The sequence below is a fragment of the Hydrogenophaga sp. FG152 genome (assembly GCF_057809615.1).
Map to the genome: position 1 here is coordinate 102322 of NZ_JBMDKH010000004.1, position 24760 is coordinate 127081.

Sequence of the window (24760 nt, forward strand, 5' to 3'; positions counted from 1 at the left end):
TCTTTCCGTGAAACCCGTCATCGCCCTGGTGGGCCGGCCCAATGTGGGCAAGTCCACCCTGTTCAACCGCCTGACGAGTTCACGCGACGCCATCGTGGCCGACTTTGCCGGCCTCACCCGGGACCGCCACTACGGCAACGGCCGTCAGGGCCGGCGCGAGTACATCGTCATCGATACCGGCGGCTTCGAACCCGAGGCCAGCGAAGGCATCTACAAAGAGATGGCCAAGCAGACGCGGCAGGCCGTGGCCGAGTCCGATGTGGTGATCTTCGTGGTCGATGCCCGTGCCGGCATCAGCGCCCAGGACCACGAGATCGCAGGCTACCTGCGCCGCCTGGGCAAGCCCACGTTGCTGGTGGCCAACAAGGCCGAAGGCATGACGCAAGGCCTGCAACTGGTCGAGTTCTACGAGCTCGGGCTGGGTGAGGTGATGGCGGTGTCCGGTGCGCACGGGCAGGGCGTGCGCTCCATGCTCGACGGCGCCCTGGAGCTCATCCCCGGACTGCCGCCGGAGGACGAGGAGGAGCCCGAAGTTGAGACCGGGGTGATCCGCCTGGCGGTGGCGGGCCGTCCCAACGTGGGCAAGTCCACCCTCATCAACGCCTGGCTGGGCGAGGAACGCCTGGTGGCCTTCGACCTGCCGGGCACCACGCGCGACGCCATTTCCGTGCCGTTCGAGCGCTCGGGCCAGAAGTTCGAGCTGATCGACACCGCCGGGATCCGCCGCAAGGGCCGCGTGTTCGAGGCGATCGAGAAGTTCTCGGTGGTCAAGACGCTGCAGGCGATCGAAAACGCCCACGTGGTTCTGTTGCTGCTGGACGCCACGCAGGGCGTGACCGACCAGGATGCCCACATCGCCGGCTACATCCTTGAGAGCGGCCGCGCCGTGGTGCTCGCGATCAACAAGTGGGACGCGGTGGACGCCTACCAGCGCGAGCAGATCGAGCGCCAGGTTGAAACCCGGCTTGCTTTCCTGAAGTTCGCCTCGCTGCACCTGATTTCCGCTCAGAAGCGCCAGGGCCTGGGCCCAGTCTGGAAGTCCATCACCCAGGCCCACGCTTCCGCCATGCGGAAAATGTCAACCCCGGTGCTGACCCGCCTGCTGATGGAGGCGGTGGCCTTCCAGGCACCCACCCGCAGCGGCATGTTCCGGCCCAAGATGCGCTACGCCCACCAGGGCGGCATGAACCCGCCGGTGATCGTGATCCACGGCAATTCCCTGGAAAATGTGCCGGACGCGTACAAGCGCTTCCTTGAAGGGCGCTTCCGCAAGGCCTTCGATCTGGTCGGCACCCCCCTGCGGATCGAGTTCAAGACTTCGGCCAATCCCTTCAAGGAGTAGGAATTTCGACTCAACCTCGGCCCGGCCGCACGGCTGTGGTATGGTCCATTCCTCATTAACTTTCATTGAACACGGAGCATATCGTGAGCAATAACAAAGGCCAGCTCTTGCAAGACCCCTTCCTGAACCAGCTTCGCCGGGAGCATGTGCCCGTGTCGATCTATCTGGTCAACGGCATCAAATTGCAGGGTCAGATCGAGTCATTCGACCAATACGTCGTGTTGCTGCGCAACACGGTCACGCAAATGGTCTACAAACACGCCATTTCCACCATCGTGCCGGGTCGCCCGGTGCAGTTCTCGGCCGTCGGCACGGACGAGCCGGCAGCGTCCTGATTCAACGCCTGAATCGCATCCGGCCCGTGCAGCCGACCTGCCGGGCCCGCAACGCCGTGCGCGTTGTCGCTCTACCGATTTGAATTCACCCGCTTCCACCCCGTCCTCCACGCCGTCCGTCATCCTGGTTGGCGTGGACTTTGGTGTGCCTCATTTTGATGCCGGTCTCGAGGAGTTGGGCCTGCTGGCTCAGACCGCCGGATACACCGTGGCCGATCGCGTCAGCTGCAAGCGCCGCGCGCCCGACCCCGCCTTGTTCGTGGGTTCGGGCAAGGCCGACGAGATCAAGATGCTGGCGCAATCTACCGGTGCTTCCGAGGTGCTGTTCGACCAGTCGCTCAGCCCGGCTCAGCAGCGCAACCTGGAGCGCCATCTGGGCCTGCCGGTCAACGACCGCACCCTGTTGATCCTGGAAATTTTCGCCCAGCGCGCGCGCAGCCACGAAGGCAAGCTGCAGGTCGAGCTGGCTCGGCTGCAGTACCTGTCGACGCGCCTGGTGCGACGCTGGTCGCACCTGGAGCGGCAAAGCGGGGGCATCGGCATGCGCGGTGGCCCGGGTGAAACGCAGATCGAACTGGACCGCCGCATGATCGGCGAGGCCATCAAGCGCACCAAAGAGCGGCTTGAAAAGGTGAAGAAGCAGCGCTCCACCCAGCGCCGCCAACGCGAGCGCCGCGACACCTTCTCGATCTCGCTCGTGGGCTACACCAACGCCGGCAAGTCCTCGCTGTTCAACAGTCTGGTCAAGGCGCGCGCGTACGCGGCCGACCAGCTCTTCGCCACGCTGGACACCACCACGCGCCAGCTCTACCTGGGCGAAGCAGGGCGCTCGGTCTCGCTCTCCGACACCGTGGGCTTCATCCGCGACTTGCCGCACGGCCTGGTCGACGCCTTTGCCGCCACGCTGCAGGAGGCCGTCGACGCCGACCTGCTGCTGCACGTCGTCGACGCCTCCAACCCGTCCCACCTCGAACAGATCGCCTCGGTGCTCGGCGTGCTCAAGGACATCGGTGCCGATCAGGTGCCGCAGATCCTGCTGTTCAACAAGCTCGATGCGATGGACCCAGCCACCGTGCCGAATGTTTTGAGCGATGCGATGGAACTGGACGGCCAGTCGGTCCCTCGAATCTTCGTCAGTGCGCGCACCGGCGTGGGCTTGCCCGAGTTGCGGGCCTTGTTGGCGGCACACGTGATCGCGCAAAAGCCGGGGTCTGACCCCATGCGCCCCGGGGCGCTCCCGGAAATCGGCGAACCCGTGTCCTGATTGGGCACAATGTGATGGTTTTGAATCGACAAAAGAGTTGGCAACCCATGGATGTGAATCTGCAAACCCCTGCCCGCGGCGCTGATCGAGCGACCCGCCCTGTCCGCCGCCGTGGTTGGCACGGGCTGTGGGGCATGTTCAATCTGAACGACCCCCGTTGGGGCCGGGGTGACGACGAGCCCCGCAACGACGGTGGCCAGGAGCCGGGCCGCGAGGAGGACCGCAACCCGCAGCGCCAACCCCCGCGCGGCCAAGGCCCGAACCAGGGCCCGCCGGACCTGGACGAACTCTGGCGCGATTTCAACCGCAAGCTCGGTGGCTTGCTCGGCAACAAGGGCCGGGGCGGCAACCAGGGTGGTGGCAATGGTTCCGGCGGCAATGGCGGCATGCAGGGCTTCAACCCGAACCCCAAGGCCACCGGCATCGGCTTCGGCCTCATCGCGGGCGTGGCCTTGCTCATCTGGATGGGCACGGGCTTCTTCATCGTGCAGGAAGGTCAGCAGGCCGTGATCACCCAGTTCGGCAAGTACCACAGCTCCGTGGGCGCCGGCTTCAACTGGCGCCTGCCGTACCCGATCCAGCGCCACGAAACCGTGTTCGTCACGCAGATCCGCTCGGTGGACGTGGGCCGCGACAACGTCGTGCCCGCCACCGGCCTGCGCGAATCGGCCATGCTCACCGAAGACGAAAACATCGTGGAGATCAAGTTCGCGGTGCAGTACCGTCTGAACGACGCCCGCGCCTTCCTGTTCGAGAGCCGGGACCCTGACGCGGCCGTCGTGAAGGTCGCCGAGACCGCGGTGCGTGAGGTGGTCGGCAAGATGAAGATGGATGCCGCGCTGGCCGAAGAGCGCGATCAGATCGCACCGCGCGTGCGCACGCTGATGCAGAGCATTCTCGACCGCTACAAGGTCGGCATCGAGGTCGTGGGCATCAACCTGCAGCAGGGTGGGGTGCGCCCGCCCGAGCAGGTGCAGGCATCGTTCGACGACGTGCTCAAGGCCGGTCAGGAGCGCGAACGCGCCAAGAACGAGGCCCAGGCCTACGCGAACGACGTGGTGCCGCGCGCCCGTGGTGCGGCCTCTCGCCTGACCGAAGAGGCCGAAGGCTACCGCGCCCGCATCGTGGCGCAGGCCGAGGGTGATTCGCAGCGCTTCCGCGCGGTGTTGACCGAGTACCAGAAGGCACCGCAGGTGACCCGCGAACGCATGTACACCGATGCCATGCAGGAGATCTACAGCAACGTGACCAAGGTGCTGGTGGATTCCAAGTCGGGCTCCAACCTGCTGTACCTGCCGCTGGACAAGATCATGCAGATGACGGGGCAGCCCGCGTCCACGCCCAGCGCCAGCACCCAGCCCAGCGCGCCCACGCAGAGCACGATCCCGGTGCCCACCAGCCGCAGCACGGACAACGCCGCGCGTTCGCGCGAGCGCGAGAGCCGCTGAACAGCGCCAGCGACCAGAGAAACAACATGAACAAACTCGGTTTCATCATCACATCCTTCATCGTGGTTCTGGCGATCGCCAGCTCCATGCTGTTCGTGGTGGACCAGCGCCAGTTCGGCGTGGTCTTCCAGCTGGGGCAGATCAAGCAGGTCGTCACCGAACCTGGCCTGAATTTCAAGCTGCCGCCGCCGTTCCAGAACGTGTCCTACATCGACAAGCGTCTGCTCACGCTGGAGAGCACCGACACCGAGCCGACGCTCACCGCCGAGAAGCAGCGCGTGGTGATCGACTGGTACGTGCGCTGGCGCATCAGCGAGCCGCAGGAGTACATCCGCAACGTCGGCGTGAACGAGCGCGCCGGCGCGCTGCAGCTCAACCGCGTGGTGCGCAACTCCTTCCAGCAGGAAGTCAACAAGCGCACGGTGAACGAGCTGCTGTCGACCCGGCGCGAGCAGCTCATGGCCGACGTCAAGCGTGAAGTGCTGGCGGCCGTGCGCGGCGCCGACAAGCCGTGGGGCATGGATGTGGTCGACGTGCGCATCACGCGCGTCGATTACGCCGAGAGCATCACCGCCTCGGTCTACCAGCGCATGGAAGCCGAACGCAAGCGTGTTGCGAACGAGCTGCGCTCCACCGGCTTTGCCGAGGGCGAGAAGATCCGCGCCGATGCCGACCGCCAGCGCGAAGTGATCGTCTCTGAAGCCTACCGCGACGCGCAGGCGATCAAGGGTGCGGGCGATGCCAAGGCGGCGGCCTCGTTCTCCGATGCCTTCGGCCGCGATCCGGCATTCGCCCAGTTCTACCGCAGCCTGGAAGCGTACAAGTCGAGCTTTGCCAGCAAGTCCGATGTGCTGGTGGTCGACCCTTCGTCCGACTTCTTCAAGGGCATGCGCAGCAGCAACGTGGCGCCGGCCCGGTGAGCCTAGAGCGCTGACAGACCAGGGCACGACATGTCCGACGCGATCTGGCCGGCGCTGGCCCTGGTGCTGATCTTCGAGGGGCTGCTGCCCCTTCTGGCGCCCAGGCTGTGGCGCCGCGTCTTCACCGACATGCTGAGCCTGCGCGACGGGCAGTTGCGCTTCTTCGGCCTGATCTGCCTGGGCAGCGGTGTGCTGCTCTGGTGGTCGCTGGCCTGACTCCGCGCTTCTTTTCCAGCGCCTCCCCGCGCTGAGCGATACCCGCCGGAGTAGCTCCCGGGGGGCCGGTAGAATCACGTTTTTAACAGCGCCTGAAAATATCCATGTCTGCCTGGGTCCTCCCGGATCACATTGCCGATGTCCTGCCTTCCGAGGCCCGTCACATCGAAGAACTTCGCAGGGGCTTGCTGGACACGGCCCGGGGCTACGGCTACGAGCTGGTCATGCCGCCGCTGCTGGAGCACCTGGAGTCCTTGCTCACCGGCACCGGTGAGGCCCTCGGTCTGCAGACCTTCAAGCTGGTCGATCAGCTCTCCGGCCGCACCCTGGGTTTGCGCGCGGACAGCACGCCGCAGGTTGCCCGCATCGACGCCCACCTGCTCAACCGCCAGGGCGTGGCCCGCCTGAGCTACTGCGGCCCGGTGGTGCACACCCGCATCGACCGCCCGCTGGCCAGCCGTGAGCCGCTGCAGTTCGGGGCCGAGATCTACGGCCACGCCGGCCAGGAGGCCGATCTCGAGATCATCGAACTCGCACAGGCCTGCCTGCGCAATGCGGGCGTGAAGGGCCTGCAGCTGGACATGGCCGATGTGCGCGTGATCGATGCCGTGCTCGCCCCTGTCTCGCTCACCGCCGCGCAGGAAGCCCGCATCCACGCGGCGCTCAACGCCAAGGACGTGGCCGAACTCGAGGTGCTCGCGCGCGACCTGCCGGCCGCCGTGCGCCGCGATCTGGTCGCGCTGCCGCGCCTGTTCGGGGGTGTGGCGGTGCTTGACGAGGCGCAGCGCATCTTGCAACCCTCTCCGGCCCTGCACGCCGCGCTGGACAGCCTGCGCTGGCTGGCCTCGCACGCGCAGGGCATGGACGTGTCGATCGACCTGGCCGACCTCCGCGGCTACGCCTACTACACCGGCATGCGTTTCGCGCTCTTTGCCCACACGCCGGAAGGCCGGGCAGGGCAGACACTCGAACTGGCACGGGGCGGCCGCTACGACGAGGTGGGCGCCGTGTTCGGCCGCAACCGCCCCGCGGTGGGCTTCAGCCTGGACCTCAAGGAACTGGTGGCAGCGGTGGCGCCGCGACCGCTGGTGGCAGCCATCCGCGCACCTTGGGGCATGGACGCCGGCCTGCGCCAGGCCATTGCCGAACTGCGCGCTCAGGGCCACACCGTGGTGTGTGCCTTGCCAGGCCACGACCACCAGGTCGATGAATTTCACTGCGACCGCGAACTGGTGCCCGATGCGGCCCGCCGCGGCGCCTGGACAGTACAAACCCTTCGAACGGAAACCAGCAAATGAAGAACAGCAGCAACGCCGTGACCCCCGGGCGCAACGTCGTGGTGGTAGGCACCCAGTGGGGTGACGAAGGCAAGGGCAAGCTGGTCGACTGGCTGACCGAAACCGCCACGGGCGTGGTGCGCTTCCAGGGCGGGCACAACGCGGGCCACACGCTGGTCATCAACGGCGTGAAGACGGCGCTGCACCTGATCCCCAGCGGCATCATGCGCGCCGGTGTGAAGTGCTACATCGGCAACGGCGTGGTGCTTTCGGTGGGCAAGCTGTTCGAGGAAATCGCCGGCCTGGAGAAAGCCGGTGTCGAGGTGCGCTCGCGCCTGCGCGTGAGCGAAGGCTGTCCGCTGATCCTGCCGTTCCACGCCGCCATCGACATCGCGCGCGAGGCCGCCAAGGTGAAGGCCGGCACCGAGAAGATCGGCACCACCGGCCGTGGCATCGGGCCGGCCTACGAAGACAAGATCGCGCGCCGTGCGCTGCGCGTGCAGGACCTGAAGTACCCCGATCGTTTCGCGGCCAAGCTGCGCGAGTTGCTGGACCTGCACAACCACGTGCTCACCAGCTACCTGCATTCCGCCGACATGGCCTGGGACGACAAGATCGCCTCGTACATGAAGGACGGCGCGATCCAGTTCGACGCGGTGTACACCGAGGCCATGCAGCAGGCCGAACTGCTCAAGCCCATGATCGCCGACGTCTCGCGCGAACTCAACGAGGCGCATCAGGCCGGTGCCAACCTGCTGTTCGAAGGCGCGCAAGGCACGCTGCTCGACATCGACCACGGCACCTATCCCTTCGTCACCTCCAGCAACTGCGTGGCCGGCAACGCCGCCGCCGGTTCGGGCGTGGGTCCGGGCCTGTTGCACTACGTGCTGGGCATCACCAAGGCGTACTGCACCCGCGTGGGCGGTGGCCCGTTCCCCACCGAGCTGGAATGGGAAAAGGAAGGCACACCCGGCTGGCACATGGCCACCGTGGGGGCCGAGAAGGGCGTGACCACGGGCCGCAGCCGCCGCTGTGGCTGGTTCGATGCCGCGCTGCTCAAGCGCTCGGCCCAGGTCAATGGCCTCTCGGGCCTGTGCATCACCAAGCTCGACGTGCTGGATGGGCTCAAGGAGCTTCAACTGTGCACCGGCTACGAGCTGGATGGCCAGGTCATCGACATCCTGCCGATGAGCGCGGAAGACATCGCGCGCTGCAAGCCCATCTACGAAACGCTGCCCGGATGGAGCGAATCGTCGGTGGGTGCCACGCGTTATGAAGACCTGCCGGTCAACGCGCAGCGCTACCTCACGCGCATCGCGCAGACCACCGGGGTGCCGATCCACATCGTCTCCACCAGCCCGGACCGCGACCACACCATCCTGGTGCACAACCCCTACCATGGGTGAAACCACCGGGGGCCGCGAGCGGCCCTTCGTGCAAAATTCCCATCGACTTCCCCATCCGGAGCCCGCATGCTGACCGAAGACGGCAAACACCTCTACGTCTCCTACGACGAGTACCACAACCTGATCGAGAAGCTCGCGCTCAAGGTCTACCAGTCGGGCTGGGAGTTCGACACCATCCTGTGCCTGGCACGGGGCGGCATGCGACCAGGCGACATCCTCTCGCGCATCTTCGACAAGCCGCTGGCGATCATGTCCACCAGCTCCTACCGCGCCGCCGCCGGCACCGAGCAGGGCAACCTGGACATCGCGCGCTACATCACCACGCCCAAGGGCGAGATCGCGGGCAAGGTGCTGCTGGTGGACGATCTCGCCGACTCGGGTCACACGCTCAAGGCGGTCATCGACCTGCTCAAGAACAACTACAAGCCGATCACCGAGATGCGCAGCGCCGTGATCTGGACCAAGCAGCTCTCGACCTTCACGGCCGATTACTCGGTGGAGTTCCTGCCCACGAACCCCTGGATTCACCAGCCTTTCGAAGGCTACGACAGCCTGCGCCCCGCGCAACTCCTGGAAAAGTGGAAACTTTGAACTGAATGAGTGACGACCTGTCCACGCGCCTGATTCACCATCCCTACAAGCCCCCTGAGGGTTTCGAGGGGGTGGCCCCGGGGGTGTACAAGGCGTCCACCGTGTTCTTTCCGAACGTCGAGGCCCTGCGCACGACCGACTGGAAAGACAAGAGCGGCTACACCTACGGCCTGCACGGCACGCCGACCACCTTCACACTGGAAGAGCGCATCGCCACCATCGAAGGCGGTCTGCATTGCGTGCTCGCGCCCAGCGGCCTGGCAGCGGTGTCGCTGGTGGACATGGCCCTGCTGCGCCAGGGCGATGAGGTGCTGATCCCCGACAACGCCTACGGACCGGGCAAGTCCTTTGCCTCGGTCGAACTCGCGGCCTGGGGCATCACGCACCGCTATTTCGATGCCATGGACCCGGCCGATCTCGCGCGCAAGATCGGCCCGGCCACGCGCCTGGTCTGGCTGGAGGCGCCCGGTTCGGTCACGTTGGAGTTTCCCGATCTGCCGGCCCTGGTGGCCCGTGTGCGCGAGGTCAACGCCCAGCGCGGCGCCGACCAGCGCCCCGTCGTCACCGCGCTCGACAACACCTGGGGCGCCGGCATCGCCTTCGCGCCGTTTGATCTGGGCGTGGACATCTCGGTGCAGGCCCTCACCAAGTACCCCAGCGGCGGTGCCGACGTGCTCATGGGCTCGGTCGTCACGCGCGATCTGGCGCTGCACCGCCAGGTCTTGCTCACGCACATGCGCCTGGGGCTGAACATTGGCGTGAACGACGCCGAATTGGTCTTGCGCGGCCTGTCCAGCATGGCGCTGCGTTACCACGCCCAGGACGCCAGCACCCGCGAACTCGCCACCTGGATGCAGCAGCAGGCCGGCGTGGTGCAGGTGCTGCACCCGGCGCTGCCGGGTTCGCCCGGCCACGCCACCTGGCAACGCGATGCGACCGCTGCGGCCTGCCTGTTCAGCGCGGTGTTCGACGCCTCCATTTCCCAGGCGCGCATCGACGCGTTCTGCGACAGTCTGCGCCTGTTCAAGCTGGGCTGGAGCTGGGCTGGCCCGATCAGCCTGTGCGCGCCCTACGACATCGGCGGCAGCCGCTCCCTGGGCTGGCCCCACGCGGGCGGTCTGGTACGCTTTGCCGTGGGCCTGGAGTCCGTGCACGACCTTCGCGCCGACCTGGCGCAGGCCTTGACCGCATTGAACCCCTGACCCTCCCCCTTTTTCCACCGACCTGAAAGACTGACTTGGCCACTCCCAATTACGGATACGAAAAGCGCCAGCGCGAGCTCGCCAAGAAGAAAAAGAAAGAGGAAAAGCTCAAAGCCAAGGCCGCCGGTCGCCAGCACCAGGACGCCGATGCGCCCGAGGAGCCGGAGGCCGGATCGCCCGACACGCCCGGTGATGCACCGGCGGCGGGTGGCGACAGCGCGGCCGACTGAGCCCGCTGGTTCCCACGTCGGCCGGCGCTTGGGCGCTCAGGCCGGGTGGGTGGCTGTGGCCTCGTCAGCCATCAGCGCCCGCGCCGCCTCTTCCAGGGCGTCGGGCGACCGGTCCCGCAGCACCAGCGGCCGGGCCTGCGCAAACCGCGTGAAATTGCGCGCGATCGACTGGGCGTACATCGGGTCGTAGTGGCCCGTGAGCAGTTCCAGCACCACCTCCGGTGTGTGGCCCGCACGCACCTTCCCCGTCCAGCCCGACACCACTTGCTTGCCCCGCAGTTCCGTGAGCGCCTCCAGGCGTTCGCAGAACGCCGCCGGGTCCTTGACGAAGAAGTCGTAGTCCTCCAGCAGCAAGGCCACCCGTTCCTCGTCGCCCAGGCGCAGGTCGATGCAGGGGCTGGCGCGCATCGCGTCGATCAGCGCTTCGTTCACGCGCACATTGCCCACCTTTTTGCTCTCGCTCTCGACGTACACCACGCGGCCCGGGTCGAAACCCCGCAGGGCCGCCCACACCAGGGAGTCGAAGCGCTTCTGGCTGGGTTGCGGCTGACCGGGGATCTGGCCCAGCACCGAGCTGCGGTGGCTGGCCAGGGCCTCGAGGTCGAGCACCTGGGCACCCTGGGCGGCCAGGGCATGCAGCAGGCGCGTCTTGCCGCTGCCGGTGGGGCCGCAGACCACGCGGTACGACAGGCCCTGGGCCAGCACGGGCAGGGCGTCCACCAGCGCGGCGCGCCAGGCCTTGTAGCCGCCTTCGATCAACGTCACGCGAAAGCCGATGGCACCCAGGATGGTCGCGAGCGCGCCGCTGCGGTTGCCGCCGCGCCAGCAGTAGGCCAGCGGCTTCCAGCCCTTGGGTTTGTCGATCACCTCGCGTTCGATGTGGGCCGCGATGTTGCGCGCCGACAGGGCCGCGCCGCGCTTCTTGGCCTCGAAGGGATTGACCTGCTTGTACATCGTGCCGATGTCGATGCGCTGCTGGTTGTTCAGCGTGGGCCAGTTCACCGCGCCGGGCACGTGGTCGAGCGCGTACTCGTCTTCGGTGCGCGCGTCGATGAGGGTGTCGAATTCGGCGAGGCGGGCCAGCGCCTCGGTGGCGCTCAGGGTGTGGACGGGCATGCCCGATTATCGGGCGGCGAGCAGCCTGCGCAGCTCGGGCCAGACGTTGTCGCGCATCGTGGCCTGGGCGGACTCGTTGGGGTGGATGCGATCGGCCTGGAACAGCGCCGTGGGGTCTTTGGTGTCGGCCACGCCCTTGAGGAAGAACGGCACGAGCGCGGTCTTTTCGGCCTTGGCGACGGTGGTGAACACCTCGCGGAACTCCTGCCCGTACTTCGCGCCGTAGTTGGGCGGCATCTCCATGCCCAGCAGCAGCACCTTGGCGCCGGCCTCGCGCGAGAGGCGGGCCATGGTGGCGAGGTTCTCGCGCGTCATGTTCAGCGGCAGGCCGCGCAAGGCGTCGTTGCCACCCAGTTCGATCACCACCAGGGCAGGCTGGTGCTGCTTGAGCAGGGGGGCGATGCGCGAGCGCCCGCCGGAGGTGGTGTCACCGCTGATGCTGGCGTTGACCACACGGGCGCGAACTTTTTCCTGTTTCAGACGCTCATCCAGCAGGGCCACCCAGCCGGTGCCACGCTTGAGGCCGTATTCGGCGCTGAGCGAATCTCCCACCACGAGGATGAGCGGATCGGCAGAAGCGGTGGCCTGAGCATGGGTGAAGCCAGAAGACCCCGCGGCCGCCAGGGCGCACAGCGCGCTGGCCAGCACGTTAAAGTGACGGCGTTTCAACTTGAGAAGTCCTTCCATGTCCGATGTGATGATTGCGGTCCAGCATGTGTTCAAGTCCGTGACCGACTCCACCGGCTCCCTGACGATTCTGCGCGATATCGATTTCACCCTGAACAAGGGGGAAACCGCCGCCATCGTGGGGGCATCCGGGTCGGGCAAGAGCACGCTGCTCTCGATCGTTGCGGGTTTGGACACGCCCAGCAGCGGCACAGTTCACATCGACGGCGTCGATTTGTTCGCCCTGGACGAAGACCAGCGTGCCGCGCTGCGCGCGCAGAAGGTCGGTTTCGTGTTCCAGAGCTTCCAGTTGCTGGGCAACCTCACCGCGCTGGAGAACGTGATGCTGCCGCTGGAGCTGGCCGGCCAGCGCGATGCGCGCGCCACCGCTACTCAGATGCTGCAGCGGGTGGGCCTGGGCGAGCGCCTGTCGAGCTACCCCAAGGTGCTCTCGGGCGGTGAGCAGCAGCGGGTGGCCCTGGCGCGCGCCTTCGTGGTGCAGCCCTCGGTGCTGCTGGCCGACGAGCCCACCGGCAGCCTGGATTTCGCCACCGGCGCCCGGATCATGGAACTCATGTTCGAGCTCAACCGCGAGCAGGGCACCACGCTCGTGCTCGTGACGCACGACCGCGCCATCGCCCAGCGCTGCGAGCGCCGCATCACCATCGAAGCCGGCCAGGTGGCCGCCGAGGCCGAAGCGGCCTGAGGCGCCTTCAGGGGGAGGCCGGGCGCAGCCGCTGCCAGAGTTCGGCGACTTCGTCGTCGACCTGTGCGGCCGGGTGTTCCGGCTCACTCAGGGTCTCCAGCAGGCGCGTCAGCAGCTCCACGCGGGGCAGCACCGGCCCGAAGAACAGCACCCGATCGCCCCGGCCCACCAGGACCGTGGGCAGGGTTTCCACGTCGAGGTCGCCGAGCAGCGTGGCCTCGTCTTCGATGTCCAGCCAGCGCCAGCGCAGGTGCGGGAGGCTGCTGGCCGTCTCGTCGATCACCGGTTTCCAGTCGCGGCAGGTGCCGCACCACTGGGCGCACAGGCTGACGACATGGAGGGGTTCAGCGGCCAAGCGGTCCCCTGAGCTGCTGCACGTCCAGCGCGCTGACCGGCGGTGCCTGATTGCCCCATTGGGTGCGCACATAGGTCAGCACGTCGGCCAGTTCCTGGTCGTTGAGCTGCAGCACGAACGGGGGCATGCCGAAGGGGCGCGGATGACCCTCGGTGGCCGGGCCGAAGCCGCCGTTGAGGACGATCTGCACCAGGTTGGCGGGGGAGGCCATGGTCACCGCGCGGTTGCCGGCCAGGGCCGGGTAGGCCGTGGTGCCCTGGCTGGTGATGCCTTCGCCCTGGTTGCCGTGGCATTGGGCGCAATGCTGCTCGTAGCGCTTGCCACCCACGCTGAGCGCGCGGCTGTCGGCGGCGGGCGGCTTCTCGCTGCGCGACGCGGGCGGCTTGGGCAACTGCTGGAGGTAGCTGGCCATGGCCCGCAGATCGGCCGGTGCCCAATGCTGCGTGCTGTGCTGCACCACCTCGGCCATGGGGCCGGAGACCAGCGCGTCGCGGGCGCGGCCGTCCTTGAACAGGGCGACGATCTCGTCGACGGACCAGTCCTGCAACCCGGCCTCCGCCGGATCGAGCAGCGAGGGGGCGTACCAGCGTTGCATGGGGATCAGCCCGCCGGAGAGACCGAGCATGTCGCCCTGGCCGCCCAGCGCATCGCGCGGCACATGGCAGGCGCTGCAATGGCCCAGGCCGTTGACGAGGTAGGCGCCGCGCAGCATCTCGGGTGCGCGCGCGGCCGAGGTCGGCGGCTCCTCGGGGCCGGCCTTGAAGTACAGCGTGCGCCAGGCCTTGAGCGCGAGCTGCGTGTTGTAGGGCCAGCGGATGTCGTGCGGCGGCACCGGCGCGTCCACCGGGGGCAGGCTGCGGAAGTAGGCGTAGAGCGCGTCGCTGTCTTCGCGCGTGACCTGGGTGGTGTTGTTGTACGGGAAGGCCGGGTTGAGCCAGCGGCCGTCCGGGCCCTGGCCGTGGTGCATGGCGCGCCAGAAGTCGTCGGCGCTCCAGGGGCCCAGGCCACTCTCGCTGGGGGTGAGGTTGCTGCCGTACACGGTGCCGAACGGCGTGGGCAGGGCATAACCGCCGGCGAACGGCTCGCCGCCGCGGGGGGTGTGGCAGGCCTGGCAGTTGCCCAGCACCGAGAGGTAGCGACCCCGCTCGATGGTGTTCGGATCGCGCAGGTCGGCGGCCACGGTGGCGGGCGGCACGGCGATGGGCTGCGCAGGCCAGGCGAGCCAGGCCACCACGGCCACGCCGATCAGCAGCAGCACGGCGAACGCGCGCAAGGCGATGCGGCTCATGGGCGGCCTCCCTTGGGCGGCATGGCACTGCCGCATTGCAGGGGCAGGGGCGCAGCACCGGGCGCCACGGCGTGGGTGTTCGCCGGCAGGCGCTGGGTGGAGAGCCAGGCGCTCACGGCCGCGATGTCGCGGATGTCCAGGCGCTGGGCGATGTCGGCCATGCAGTCGGGCGCGTGGGCCTTGCGCTGGCCGGTGCGCCAGGCGCCGAGCTGCGCGTTGAGGTAGTCGCGCGGTAGCCCCAGCAGGCCGGGCGTGGCGGGCTGCACGCCGGTGAGGGCCGCACCGTGGCAGGCGACGCAGGCGGGCAGGCGGCGCGCGGCATCGCCATGCAGGGCCAGCTGTTCACCGCGCTGCAGTTCCTGCGGCGTGGCTTCCGCCTTGGCCGGCGCGGGGTAGGGCACGTCCATGGCGGCGAAGTGCTCGGCGATCTCCAGCAGGTAGGCGTCGCTCAGCGGGTCCACCATCTGTGTCATGAGGCGGTAGGTGCGCCGGCCATCGCGGAAATGCAGCAACTGGTTGTAGAGGTAGCCCGCCGGCTTGCCCGCCAGGCGCGGGTAGTAGCCATCGGGCGCGGCGCGGCCCTGGTTGCCGTGGCAGGCGGTGCAGGCCACCATGCGCTGGGCCATGGTGTCTTCGAAAGTGGATGGCTGCGCGGCGGCCGGGAACCCCACGCAGGCCAGGGCGAGCAGCAGGGAGGGGCGCCAGTGCGGGGGCAAGATCAAGCGGGAGAGCAGGGTCATGTCGTGGGGACCGTTGAAGGTTAGAGCGTGGACAGGGCGGTTCGGTTCCAGTCGGTCAGGCAGGGCAGGCCCGGGGCCAGCGCGGCCGCCACGGGGGCCAGGCGCTGGGGCAGGTCGGGGCCGAACAGCCATTCGTCTTCGCGAAAGAACACGTGTTCGAGGCGCAGCCTGCCAGCGAGGGCTTTCGCGGGCCAGTTTGCGCCAGTATCGGGCACGACCGACAGGCCGTCTTCCTCGCTGCGCAGCAGCACCCAGTGGTCCACCGGGCCGTTCAGGCGCACCGGCGCGATCAGGGAGAAGTCGGCCCATTGCAGGTTGGGCACCGGTTGGAGTTCACCGCGCAGCAGCCAGCCCCGGCCGGTGTCGTGCGCGTACAGCGCGTCGAACGAAGGGGCCACGGTGGCCGCCCGCTCGCCGCTCAGGAAGTCGGCCAGCCAGTGCTCGCGCAGGGCGACGTTGGGTGACTGGAGCAGCGCCTCGATGGCCAGGCGCTGGGCCCACAGCAGCCAGGCCGCGGCCGGGTCGTGCCGCGCCAGTTCGGCCGCGCCGGCCGCCAGCGCGGCCAGCCCTTCGCCCGCACCGCCCAAGTGGGCGGGCACGCCGCAGCGCAGCAGGCCGCTGTCCACCACCTCGCGCAGCGCGTCGAGGCCGGGTGGGGCCGGTGGTGGTTTCGTGGGTTCCAGGGACATGCCGCCATGGTGGCCCAGGCTCATCTGATTCGCAAGATGCAGTTTTATTGAAAAAATACCAGATCAGAAGCGCCTGCTGATCTGTTCTGATCCGCTTGCATTGCGCCGCATCTGAGCCGTGGCAGATGCGGCGCACCGGGCGATACTGGCCGGATGATGTTCCCATTCCCTGATGATCTTGGGCCGCGCGCCAGGCGCGTGGCTGGGTGGGTGGCCGCCGCTGCGCTGCTGGCCGGCCTGCAGTGGCTGGGCGACGCCCTGGTGGCCTTGCTGGGTTGGCCCTTGCCCGGATCGTTGCTGGGCTTGCTGATGCTGCTGGGCCTGCTGGCGCTGCTCGGTGGGGTGCCGCGCGGCCTGGACGAGGTCACCGCACCGCTGCTGCGCCACCTGATGCTGTTCCTGATCCCCTCGGTCGCGGCCGTCGGGCTCTACGGCCACCTGCTGTGGCAGCACGCGGCGCTGTTTGCGCTGGCGGCCACGCTGGTGACGGCGTTCACCCTCGCTGTCACCGGCTGGACCCTGCACCGGCTGATGCGCCGGCGGCAACCGTGAGCACGGCAGTGCTCTGGACGCTGGTGACGCTTGCGGCCTACGCGGCGGCGCTGTGGCTGTACCGGCGCAGCGGCCACCACCTGCTGTGCCTGCCGGTGCTCACCGGCACGGCCCTGGTGCTGGGCGCGCTGGCGCTGGCGGGCACAGGCTATTCCGTTTACGCCGAGGGCACCCGCCTGCTGCGCTGGCTCACCGGGCCGGCCATCATCGCGCTGGCCGTGCCGCTGTACCAGCAGGCGGCGCTGTTGCGGCGCATGGCGCTGCCGCTGCTGGGCGCCTTGCTGGCCGGGTGCCAGGCCTCGGTGCTGGGCACGCTGGTGCTGGCCCAGGTCCTGGGTTCGCCGATGCCTTTTGCGCTGTCGATCGCCCCCAAGGCCGCGACCATGCCGATCGCCATGCAGGCAGCGGAGCGGGCCGGCGGCCTGCCCGCGGTCGCGGCCCTGGCTGTGGTGGCCACCGGCGTGCTGGGCACCCTGTTCGCGGGCCCGGTGCTGCGGTTGCTGCGACTGGACGATGCGACCACGCGCAGCTTCGCGCTGGGCCTGGTGGCGCACGCCATCGGCACCGCGCGCGCCCTGCAGACGCACCCCGGCAGCGTGGCCTTCGCGGCGCTCGCGATGGGCCTGAACGGCGTGTGCACCGCGCTGGTGATCGCGCTGCTGGCGCGCTGGCTGTGAGAGACCCGGCGATGCGGCCGCTAAGATCGGCCGACCCCCTTCACGATGCCGATCCGATGAGTGGCGCCCGCCTCACCCGCTACCAGCAACTGGCCGAAGAAATTGCCGATGGCATCCGCGCCGGCCTGCTGCGCCCCGGCGAGCGCCTGCCCTCGGTGCGCCAGACCTGCGAGCAGCGCGGCGTGAGCCCGTCCACCGTGTTCCAGGCCTATGGGCAGCTGGAGTCGCAGGGGCTGGTGGAGGCGCGGGCCCGGTCCGGCTTCTTCGTGCGCGCGACGCGCCGCCCCGCGCGCTCCGCACCGCAGGCGGCTCGGCCCAGCGGCGAGGCCACACCGGTGGCCATCAGCGAACTGGTGTTCGAGCTGCTGGGCTCCACGCGCGACGCCGACGTGGTGCCGCTGGGCTCGGCCTTTCCGGCGCCGCACCTGTTCCCCTTCGACGCGCTGGCGCGCAGCGGTGCGCGCGCCATGCGCCGGCTGCCGGCGGCCCGCATCACCGGCGCGCTGACCGCGGGCGACGTGGGCCTGCGCCAGGCGGTGCGGCGGCGCTACGCGCTGCACGGCGTGCCGCTGGCCGAGGACGAACTGGTCATCACCAATGGCGCCATGGAAGCGCTCAACCTGTGCCTGCAGGCGGTGACCCAGCCCGGGGACGTGGTGGTGGTGGAGTCGCCCACCTTCTATGCCGCGCTGCAGGCGCTCGAACGCCTGCACCTCAAGGCGGTGGAGGTCGCCACCGATCCGCGCGAAGGCGTCGACCTGGACGCCCTGGCCACGCTGCTGGAGCGCCAGTCGGTGGCGGCGTGCTGGTTCATGCCCAGCTTCCAGAATCCGCTGGGCGCGCTGATGCCCCCCGATCGCAAGCAGGCGCTGGTGGCCTTGCTGGCGCGCCACCGCGTGCCGCTGATCGAGGACGACGTGTACGGCGAGCTGCACGCCGGGGCGCGCCGCCCGCCACCGGCCAAGGCCTTCGACCGCGAAGGCGGCGTGCTGCACTGCTCGTCGTTTTCCAAGTGCCTCGCGCCGGGTTACCGCGTGGGCTGGGCCGCGGCCGGGCGCTACGCCGGCGCGGTGGAGCGCCTGAAGATGTCGAACTCGCTGGCCACCGCCATCCCGCCCCAGCTCGCGCTGGTGGACTACCTCGCGCAGGGCGGCTACGACCGCCACCTGCGCCGCCTGCGCGAGGCGCTGGCGGGCCAGCAGCAGCGCGCGCTGCGCCTGGTGGAGCGCCATTTCCCGGCCGGCACGCGCGTCACCCGCCCGCTCGGCGGCTACTTTCTCTGGCTGGAGCTGCCGCCCTCGGTGGACGCCCTCGCGCTGCACCACCGCGCGCGCGAGCGCAACATCAGCACCGCGCCAGGCGTGCTGTTCTCGGCCGACCGGCGCTTCACGCACCACCTGCGGCTCAACGTCGGCCACCCCGGCGATCCGCGCTTCGACGCGGCGCTGCGCCTGCTCGGCGAGCTGGCGCACACCGCCTGAGGGCGGCCAGCGTCGATAATCCCCGGATGTCCTCCCCCAAAGTGCTGTTCGGCTTTCACGCCGTGGGCGTGCGCCTCAAAACCGCGCCGCAATCCATCATCGAGATCTACTACGAGCCCACCCGGCGCGACGCGCGCATGCGCCAGTTCCTGGACAAGGCGCGCGAAGCCAACGCCCGGCTGATCGAGGCCGATGGCCTGCGCATCGCCAAGCTGGCCGGCAGCCATGGGCATCAGGGTGTGGCCGCGCGCGTCGAAGCGGTGGCGCAGGTGCGCTCGCTGGACGACCTGCTCGAACAGCTCGAACCCACCGGCATCCCGCCGCTGCTGCTGGTGCTCGACGGCATCACCGACCCGCACAACCTCGGCGCCTGCCTGCGCGTGGCCGACGGGGCCGGTGCGCACGCGGTGATCGCGCCCAAGGACCACGCCGCCGGCATCAACGCCACCGTGGCCAAGGTCGCCAGCGGCGCGGCCGAAACCATGCCGTACTTCATGGTGACCAACCTCGCTCGCACCCTGGGCGAACTCAAGGAACGCAACATCTGGGTCATCGGCACCAGCGACGACGCGCCCAAGACGCTCTACCAGGTGGATCTCAAGGGCCCGGTGGCGCTCGTGCTCGGCGCCGAAGGCGCAGGCATGCGCCAGCTCACGCGCAAGACCTGCGACGAGCTGGTGAGCATCCCCATGGCCGGCGCGGTCGAGAGCCTGAACGTCTCGGTCGCCAGCGGCGTCTGCCTCTACGAAGCCCTGCGCCAGCGCAGCTGAACACCATGGGTGACATGGACGCGGTGCGCGGCTGGGTTCGGGGCGCGCGCCACATCGCCGTGCTCACCGGCGCGGGCATGAGCGCTGAATCCGGCGTGCCCACCTTCCGCGATGCACAGACCGGCCTGTGGGCGCACTTCGATCCGCAGGAACTCGCCACCGAATCGGCCTTCCGGGCCCACCCGCAGCGCGTGTGGGACTGGTACGCCCACCGCCGCGACATGATCCGCGCCGTGCAGCCCAATGCCGGCCACGCAGCGCTGGCGGCTTACGCGCGGCAGCACCCGGGGCGCCTGACCCTGATCACCCAGAACGTGGACGGTTTGCACCAGCGGGCCGGCAACACCGACGCCCTGGCCCTGCACGGCAGCATCGCCGAGGACCGCTGGCTCGATGCGCCGCGCGCCTGCTGCCGACCTGAAACCATCGAGGCCGGCCATCCGCCGCGTTGCCCGGTGTGTGGCAACCTGCGGCGCCCAGCCGTGGTCTGGTTCGGCGAAAACCTGCCGGCCGATGCCCTCGAAGCCGCCGAACAGGCGGTGCGCCACTGCGACCTGATGCTGGTGGTGGGCACCTCCGGCGAGGTTTATCCGGCGGCAGGCCTGGCCTTCACCGCCCACCAGAGTGGCGCGCGCGTGGTCATCGTCAACCCCGAGACGACGCCGCTGGACGCGGTGGCCGAGACCTGTCTGAGGGCGACGGCGGCGGTTTGTCTGCCGGCCTTGCTGGCCTGAACCGGGTTACGCTGTCACCTGCCGCCCAACCCACCCGCACAGGAGACGACCCATGGCCCACCCCGTCCTCGACACATGGCACGAACTGGTGAAGACGCGCAACGCCCGAGGCCTGCGCGATCTGCTGGCCGATGACGTGGTGTTCCACTCGCCGGTCGTGCACACGCCGCAGGCCGGCAAGGCGGTGACGACGCAGTACCTGGCGGCGGCGTTCCAGGTCTTCTTCAATGCCTCGTTCCGATACGCTCGCGAGGTGGTTGGGCCGCGCGACGCGGTGCTGGAGTTCCAGGTCGAGATCGACGGCATCACTGTCAACGGCGTGGACATGATCCGCTGGAACGACGAGGGCCGCATCATCGATTTCAAGGTGATGATCCGCCCGCTCAAGGCCATCAACCTGATCCACCAGAAGATGGCGGCGATGCTGCAGGCAAACCAGTAGCCAGGTCTCACGGGGCGAGCTCGGCGAGGTCTCCCGTTGCGAGCCATCGCAGCACCTGGTCCCGGTGGCCATCGAGGGCCGGGGCCTGCCCGCCGTGTGGTGCGATGCCGCCGGAGAACTTCACGGGAAAGTCCACGATCCGGCTGCTGCCATCGCTGGGCGCGCGCGACACGCCGCGCGCCACGACGTGCGGATCGTCCAGCAGCTCGTCGTACTCCAGCACCGGTGACCAGGGGATGTCGCGGGCGCCGAACTGCGCCGCCCACTGCCCCAGGGTCTTCGTGGCGAGGAGGGCCTTCAACAAGGCATTGAGCCGGCGCTTGTGGCGCAGCCGGTCGGGCCGCGTGGCGAAGTCCGCGGCGCCCAGGGCGGGGCAGTCCGGTACCAGCGCGTCGCGCAGGTTGTCCCAGAACTTTTCCTCCAGGATGCCGAGGGCGATGAAGCGGCCGTCGGCGGTGGCGAAGAGGTCGTTGTCGGGCATCACATGGCCCATCTTCTCGATGTCCTTGCCGGTCTTGCGGACCATGCTGTCGATCCCGGGGATGGTCCAGGCGGTCATGGCGTCGTGCAGCGACACGTCCAGGTGTTGACCCTGGCCGCTCAGGCGCGCCGTCATCATGGCCACCACCAGCGACAAGGCGGCGTACATCGAACCGCAGTAGTCCGACAGCCGCACGTTGGGCCGCCCGGTGTGGTCGTCCACCTGCGAAGGCACGGCCCAGTAGCCGGCCAGCGCCAGGTAGTTCAGGTCATGCCCCGCGCGCTGCGCATAGGGGCCGGTCTGGCCGAAGCCCGAGATCGAGCACAGCACGAGGGCCGGGTTCACTTCGCGCAGGGCCTGGTAGCCCACGCCCAGGCGGTCCATCACGCCGGGGCGAAACCCTTCGATCAGGGCCTGGCTGCGCCGTGCCAGGCCTTTCAGGACGGTCTGGTCCTCCGGGTTCTTCAGGTCCAGCGCGATGGAGAGCTTGCCCCGGTTGTACTTGGCGAAGGTGTCGGCGCCCAGCGCACGGCCCGAATCGCCACCGTGGGGGCGCTCGACCTTGATGACGGTGGCGCCCAGTTGCTGCAGCAGCATCGCGGTGTGGGGGCCGGGGTGGAGCTGACCGAGGTCCAGCACGACCTGCCCCGTCAGGCAGGTGGGAGGGACAGCGGTGTTCATGCCAGGATTGCTTTCGCAATGGTGTTGCGCTGGATCTCGCTGGTGCCGGTGAGGATGCGGTACAGCCGCAACCGGCGAAAGGCGAACTCCACCGGGTGGTTCTTGGTGACGCCCACGTTGCCGTGGATCTGCACCGCCTTGTCGGCGATCTCGAAACACTTCTCGGACACGAAGAGCTTGCACATCGCGCCCTCCATGCGCACGTCGCCGCCTTCGTCGGCTTTCTGCGCCGCGGCCAGCACCATGCCTTCGCAGGCGTACAGCCCGGTCGCCATGTCGGCGAGCATGTGCTGAATGGCCTGGAAGCGGCTGATGGGACCGCCGAACTGGCGGCGCTGGTTGGCGTACGCCAGCGACAGCCGCAGGCACAGACGCGCCAGGCCGATCATGTTGGGGCAGTGCAGCAGTCGGTTGACGTTGACGCGCGCCATGGCGATCTTGAAGCCGCCGCCTTCTTCACCGATCAGGTTGGCGCGCGGCACCCGCACCCGGTCGAAGTGGATGTCGGCATCCACATGCTGGCCCGTCATCGGCAGGTAGTCGTAGGTGAGCGAGACACCGGGCGCGTCGAGGTCGACCAGGATGGCCGAGATGCCCTGGGCGCCGGCGTCCGGGTCGGTCACGCACATCACCACGGCGAAGTCGGCGAACGCGGACGCGGTGATGTAGTGCTTGTGTCCCGTGATGATGTAGTCGTCGCCGTCGCGCACGGCGCGGGTCTGGATGCTGGCGGCGTCGGAGCCGGACTGGGTTTCCGTCATGGCGAAGCAGGCGCCTTTTTCACCGCGGGCCACCGGCAGCATGTAGTGCTCCCGCTGGTAGGGTGAGGCGTACTTCACCAGATTGCCGATGCGCGAAGGCCCGCCCCAGTCGCCCAGGACGTGAGGGAAGAGCACGGCACCCGAGGCGGCCACGTCGGCCTTCAGGATCGCCAGATCGCGCACGCCCAGGCCCAGGCCGCCCAGCTCCGGTGGCAACTGCAGCCCATAAAATCCGAGTTCGCGCGAGCGCTTCCAGATGGTCTTGGCGAAGTCTCTCGAGAGCTTGTCCTCGTAGGCGATGCCGGACGATTTTTCGAAGGGGATCAGCTCTTCGTTCAGGTAAGCGTTGAGCCGTTCGCGAAGGCTGGCGAGGTCGGGATGGGTGGCTGTCGTCATGATGGTGTGCCCGTGAAAAGTGGGTGTCGGGTGGATCATGTCGCGCGGAAGGGGTGCGGCGATCCGCAAGTGCCTGGGTTCGATAACCTTCGGGAATAACGTGCGAATCGAAGATCTCAACTACTTCATTGCGGTCGCGGAAACCGGCCATGTGGGTCGCGCTTCGCAGCGGCTGGGTCAGAGCCAGCCGGCGCTGACCAAGGGCATCCAGCGGCTGGAGCGCGAACTCAAGCTGCAGCTGTTCGAGCGCACCGCGCGCGGCATGGAGCTCACCACGGCGGGCACGGCGTTCTTCCAGCGGGCACGCCATGTGCGGGTGAGCCTGGACGACGCCATCAAGGAGGCCAACGACCTCCACCTGGGTAAGAAGGGCCAGGTGCGCGTGGGCGTGGCACCGACCTACTCGGAGATGTTCTTCGGCCAGGCGTGTGCCGAGCTGCTGCGCCAGCGGCCGGCGGCGCGGGTGCAGGTCATGATCGGCCTGAACGATCAGCTGCTCGCGGCCCTGCAGTTCGGTGACCTGGACATGGCCATCAGCGCGCTGCCCGCGCACGAGTCACCGGAGTTCACGCAGATGCCGCTGTTCCGCGACGACATCCACGTGGTGGCACGCGCCGATCACCCGATGCTGGAGTCGACGTCGCTGCGGTTCAAGGACCTGGCGGGAGCCTCGTGGGTCCTGCCGGGGCGCAACGTCGCGGCCCGGCGTTCCCTGGAGGCGCGCTTCGCCGAGCACGGCCTGCCGGAGCCCAACGTGGTGGTGGAGTCCAACTCGTCGGTCACCGCGCTGGCCAGCGTGGTGCGCACCACCGATCTGTTGAGCGTGATCCCGGCGTCGGTCCTGTCACGGCCCCAGGGTACCGGCCTCAAGCCCCTGGCCTTGGCGCAGGCGGTGTGGCCTCGCACGATCGGCATCTCGATGCGCAAGGCCGCCTACCTCTCTCCGCTGGCCGAGCGCCTGGTCGAGCTGTTGAAGGCGCACGGCCCCGTCTGAGTGGCGCCTCAGTCGGCGGTGATCTTGTTGTCGCGCACGATCTTGCCGTAGGCCTCGACTTCGGACGCGATGAACTTCTGGAACTGTTCGGCGGTGGTGGGTTCGATCCGGAACCCCATTTCCTCCATCCGCTGCCGGTTGGCCGGGTTGTCCTGGAAGGCGCGCACCACGCCATGCCAGCGCGCCACGATGTCGGCCGGCATCTGGCGCTGGCCGGCAATGCCCAGCCAGCTGCCGGCGTTGAGTTCCGGGTAGCCCACTTCGGACAGCGCGGGCACGTTGGGCAGGGCGCGTGAGCGCCCCTTGCTTGTGACCCCAAGGGCGCGGATGCGGCCCGCGTTCAGGAATTCCTGGGCGGGGGCGATGCCGATGATGCCCAGGTTGACCTGCCCGCCGGAGAGGTCGGTCAGCGCGTTGGCGCCGCCCCGGTAGGGAATGTGGGTGATGTTCAGGCCGTAGTGCGCCTTGATCATCTCGAACGTGAGGTGCATCGAGGTGCCCATGCCCGGTGTCGCGTAGTTCAGCTTGCCGGGGTTTTTCTTGGCGTAGGCCACCAGCTCGGCCATGTTGTGGATGGGCATGGCGGCGTTCACCAGCACCACGTGGGGCGTGATGCTGACCATGGAGATGGGTGAAAAGTCCTTGGTCACGTCGTAGCCCGGCTTGGCGTAGAGGGACTTCGCGATCGCGTGGTTGCCACCCAGCACCAGCAAGGTGTAGCCATCGGGCGCGGCGTTGGCGACCCGCGCCGCGCCGATGTTGCCGCCGCTGCCCGCCACGTTTTCAACCACCACCGGCTGCTGCAGTTCCGTGCTGGCGAACTGCGCCAGCATGCGCGCGACGATGTCGAACTGACCGCCCGCGCTGAAAGGGATGATGAGTTTGATGGGGCGGTCCGGGTAGCGCCCCTGGGCGTGCGCGGGCAGTCCCAGGGCCAGCAGTCCGCCGGCGAGGCCGCCCAGAAGAAGAGTGCGTTTGGTCAGCATGCGTGGTGTCTCCA

At 68.5% G+C, this 24760-nt stretch carries 28 protein-coding genes; 19 read left to right on the forward strand and 9 right to left on the reverse strand.

Translation table 11 applies throughout. The annotated features are described in order from the left end of the window. The first annotated feature begins 7 nt into the window (after positions 1-7). The 11 genes from der to ACODTB_RS06715 all read left to right on the forward strand — a co-directional run bounded on the left by der (position 8) and on the right by ACODTB_RS06715 (position 10231). Positions 8-1342 (forward strand): ribosome biogenesis GTPase Der, encoded by a 1335-nt coding sequence (gene der / locus ACODTB_RS06665; protein WP_291113300.1) that lies wholly within the window; start codon positions 8-10, stop codon positions 1340-1342. A 65-nt stretch (positions 1343-1407) separates the two neighbouring features. Further along, a complete protein-coding gene (gene hfq / locus ACODTB_RS06670) occupies positions 1408-1677 on the forward strand; it encodes an RNA chaperone Hfq (protein ID WP_084360358.1) in 270 nt (89 codons plus the stop codon). A gap of 79 nt (positions 1678-1756) precedes the next feature. Continuing rightward, positions 1757-2941 carry a GTPase HflX gene (gene hflX / locus ACODTB_RS06675; protein ID WP_291113304.1) on the forward strand — a complete coding sequence of 395 codons (1185 nt, stop codon included), beginning with the start codon at positions 1757-1759 and terminating at the stop codon, positions 2939-2941. A 134-nt stretch (positions 2942-3075) separates the two neighbouring features. Beyond that, a complete protein-coding gene (gene hflK, locus ACODTB_RS06680; RefSeq protein WP_291113306.1) occupies positions 3076-4389 on the forward strand; it encodes an FtsH protease activity modulator HflK in 1314 nt (437 codons plus the stop codon). A 26-nt stretch (positions 4390-4415) separates the two neighbouring features. Further along, positions 4416-5309, forward strand: coding sequence for a protease modulator HflC (gene hflC, locus ACODTB_RS06685; protein WP_291113308.1), 894 nt, complete (start codon positions 4416-4418; stop codon positions 5307-5309). Between the two features lie 30 nt (positions 5310-5339). Continuing rightward, positions 5340-5525 carry a DUF2065 domain-containing protein gene (locus ACODTB_RS06690; RefSeq protein ID WP_291113310.1) on the forward strand — a complete coding sequence of 62 codons (186 nt, stop codon included), beginning with the start codon at positions 5340-5342 and terminating at the stop codon, positions 5523-5525. Between the two features lie 104 nt (positions 5526-5629). Further along, on the forward strand, positions 5630-6823 hold the full coding sequence (locus ACODTB_RS06695; protein WP_291113312.1) for an ATP phosphoribosyltransferase regulatory subunit: 1194 nt from the start codon (positions 5630-5632) through the stop codon (positions 6821-6823). Then, positions 6820-8208 (forward strand): adenylosuccinate synthase, encoded by a 1389-nt coding sequence (locus ACODTB_RS06700; protein WP_291113314.1) that lies wholly within the window; start codon positions 6820-6822, stop codon positions 8206-8208. Before ACODTB_RS06695 ends, ACODTB_RS06700 begins: the two co-directional genes overlap by 4 nt. Before the next feature lie 66 nt (positions 8209-8274). Then, positions 8275-8799 (forward strand): phosphoribosyltransferase, encoded by a 525-nt coding sequence (locus tag ACODTB_RS06705; protein WP_291113316.1) that lies wholly within the window; start codon positions 8275-8277, stop codon positions 8797-8799. A gap of 5 nt (positions 8800-8804) precedes the next feature. Beyond that, positions 8805-10001 (forward strand): PLP-dependent transferase, encoded by a 1197-nt coding sequence (locus ACODTB_RS06710; protein WP_291113318.1) that lies wholly within the window; start codon positions 8805-8807, stop codon positions 9999-10001. 35 nt (positions 10002-10036) lie between these two features. Then, positions 10037-10231, forward strand: a complete 195-nt coding sequence (locus tag ACODTB_RS06715; RefSeq protein ID WP_291113320.1) for a hypothetical protein — start codon at positions 10037-10039, stop codon at positions 10229-10231. A 36-nt stretch (positions 10232-10267) separates the two neighbouring features. On the opposite strand, the gene mnmH is transcribed toward ACODTB_RS06715, so the two are convergent. Continuing rightward, positions 10268-11347, reverse strand: a complete 1080-nt coding sequence (mnmH, locus tag ACODTB_RS06720; protein WP_291113322.1) for a tRNA 2-selenouridine(34) synthase MnmH — start codon at positions 11345-11347, stop codon at positions 10268-10270. A 6-nt stretch (positions 11348-11353) separates the two neighbouring features. After that, complete coding sequence (locus tag ACODTB_RS06725; protein ID WP_291113324.1) at positions 11354-12034, reverse strand: arylesterase; 681 nt, start codon at positions 12032-12034, stop codon at positions 11354-11356. Here ACODTB_RS06725 and ACODTB_RS06730 point away from each other — a divergent pair. Beyond that, the gene (locus tag ACODTB_RS06730; RefSeq protein WP_291113326.1) at positions 12033-12719 is read left to right on the forward strand and encodes an ABC transporter ATP-binding protein; all 687 of its coding nucleotides are present in this window, start codon (positions 12033-12035) and stop codon (positions 12717-12719) included. The genes ACODTB_RS06725 and ACODTB_RS06730 overlap by 2 nt on opposite strands. A 7-nt stretch (positions 12720-12726) precedes the next feature. Here the strand turns inward: ACODTB_RS06730 and ACODTB_RS06735 are convergent, their stop codons facing one another. From ACODTB_RS06735 to ACODTB_RS06750, 4 genes are read right to left on the reverse strand one after another with little or no spacing between them, the layout of a single operon-like run. Further along, positions 12727-13074, reverse strand: a complete 348-nt coding sequence (locus tag ACODTB_RS06735; protein ID WP_291113328.1) for a thioredoxin family protein — start codon at positions 13072-13074, stop codon at positions 12727-12729. Beyond that, positions 13064-14362, reverse strand: a complete 1299-nt coding sequence (locus ACODTB_RS06740; protein ID WP_291113330.1) for a c-type cytochrome — start codon at positions 14360-14362, stop codon at positions 13064-13066. The genes ACODTB_RS06735 and ACODTB_RS06740 overlap by 11 nt, the downstream gene beginning before the upstream one ends. Beyond that, the gene (locus ACODTB_RS06745) at positions 14359-15102 is read right to left on the reverse strand and encodes a c-type cytochrome (protein ID WP_488929185.1); all 744 of its coding nucleotides are present in this window, start codon (positions 15100-15102) and stop codon (positions 14359-14361) included. The genes ACODTB_RS06740 and ACODTB_RS06745 overlap by 4 nt, the downstream gene beginning before the upstream one ends. Positions 15103-15122: 20 nt before the next feature. Then, on the reverse strand, positions 15123-15791 hold the full coding sequence (locus ACODTB_RS06750) for an acyl-CoA dehydrogenase family protein (RefSeq protein ID WP_291113331.1): 669 nt from the start codon (positions 15789-15791) through the stop codon (positions 15123-15125). Between the two features lie 210 nt (positions 15792-16001). On the opposite strand from ACODTB_RS06750, the gene ACODTB_RS06755 reads away from it, so the two are divergent. From ACODTB_RS06755 to ACODTB_RS06780, 6 genes are read left to right on the forward strand one after another with little or no spacing between them, the layout of a single operon-like run. Further along, a complete protein-coding gene (locus ACODTB_RS06755) occupies positions 16002-16343 on the forward strand; it encodes a CidA/LrgA family protein (RefSeq protein WP_291113333.1) in 342 nt (113 codons plus the stop codon). Beyond that, positions 16340-17020, forward strand: coding sequence for an LrgB family protein (locus ACODTB_RS06760; protein ID WP_291113335.1), 681 nt, complete (start codon positions 16340-16342; stop codon positions 17018-17020). Before ACODTB_RS06755 ends, ACODTB_RS06760 begins: the two co-directional genes overlap by 4 nt. Before the next feature lie 56 nt (positions 17021-17076). Then, complete coding sequence (locus ACODTB_RS06765; RefSeq protein ID WP_291113337.1) at positions 17077-18501, forward strand: aminotransferase-like domain-containing protein; 1425 nt, start codon at positions 17077-17079, stop codon at positions 18499-18501. Positions 18502-18527: 26 nt separating this feature from the next. After that, on the forward strand, positions 18528-19271 hold the full coding sequence (gene rlmB, locus ACODTB_RS06770) for a 23S rRNA (guanosine(2251)-2'-O)-methyltransferase RlmB (protein ID WP_291113339.1): 744 nt from the start codon (positions 18528-18530) through the stop codon (positions 19269-19271). A gap of 5 nt (positions 19272-19276) precedes the next feature. Further along, a complete protein-coding gene (locus tag ACODTB_RS06775; protein WP_291113341.1) occupies positions 19277-20005 on the forward strand; it encodes an SIR2 family NAD-dependent protein deacylase in 729 nt (242 codons plus the stop codon). 52 nt (positions 20006-20057) lie between these two features. Further along, on the forward strand, positions 20058-20447 hold the full coding sequence (locus tag ACODTB_RS06780; protein WP_291113343.1) for a nuclear transport factor 2 family protein: 390 nt from the start codon (positions 20058-20060) through the stop codon (positions 20445-20447). Positions 20448-20454: 7 nt separating this feature from the next. On the opposite strand, the gene ACODTB_RS06785 is transcribed toward ACODTB_RS06780, so the two are convergent. Then, positions 20455-21609 (reverse strand): CaiB/BaiF CoA transferase family protein, encoded by a 1155-nt coding sequence (locus ACODTB_RS06785; protein ID WP_291113345.1) that lies wholly within the window; start codon positions 21607-21609, stop codon positions 20455-20457. Then, positions 21606-22769, reverse strand: coding sequence for an acyl-CoA dehydrogenase family protein (locus ACODTB_RS06790; protein WP_488929198.1), 1164 nt, complete (start codon positions 22767-22769; stop codon positions 21606-21608). Before ACODTB_RS06790 ends, ACODTB_RS06785 begins: the two co-directional genes overlap by 4 nt. 97 nt (positions 22770-22866) lie before the next feature. Here ACODTB_RS06790 and ACODTB_RS06795 point away from each other — a divergent pair, with 97 nt between their 5' ends. Beyond that, the gene (locus ACODTB_RS06795) at positions 22867-23760 is read left to right on the forward strand and encodes a LysR family transcriptional regulator (protein WP_291113349.1); all 894 of its coding nucleotides are present in this window, start codon (positions 22867-22869) and stop codon (positions 23758-23760) included. 8 nt (positions 23761-23768) lie between these two features. Here ACODTB_RS06795 and ACODTB_RS06800 read toward each other — a convergent pair whose 3' ends face one another. Continuing rightward, entirely contained in the window at positions 23769-24746 is a 978-nt protein-coding gene (locus tag ACODTB_RS06800) for a Bug family tripartite tricarboxylate transporter substrate binding protein (protein WP_291113351.1), read from the reverse strand. Positions 24747-24760: the final 14 nt, after the last annotated feature.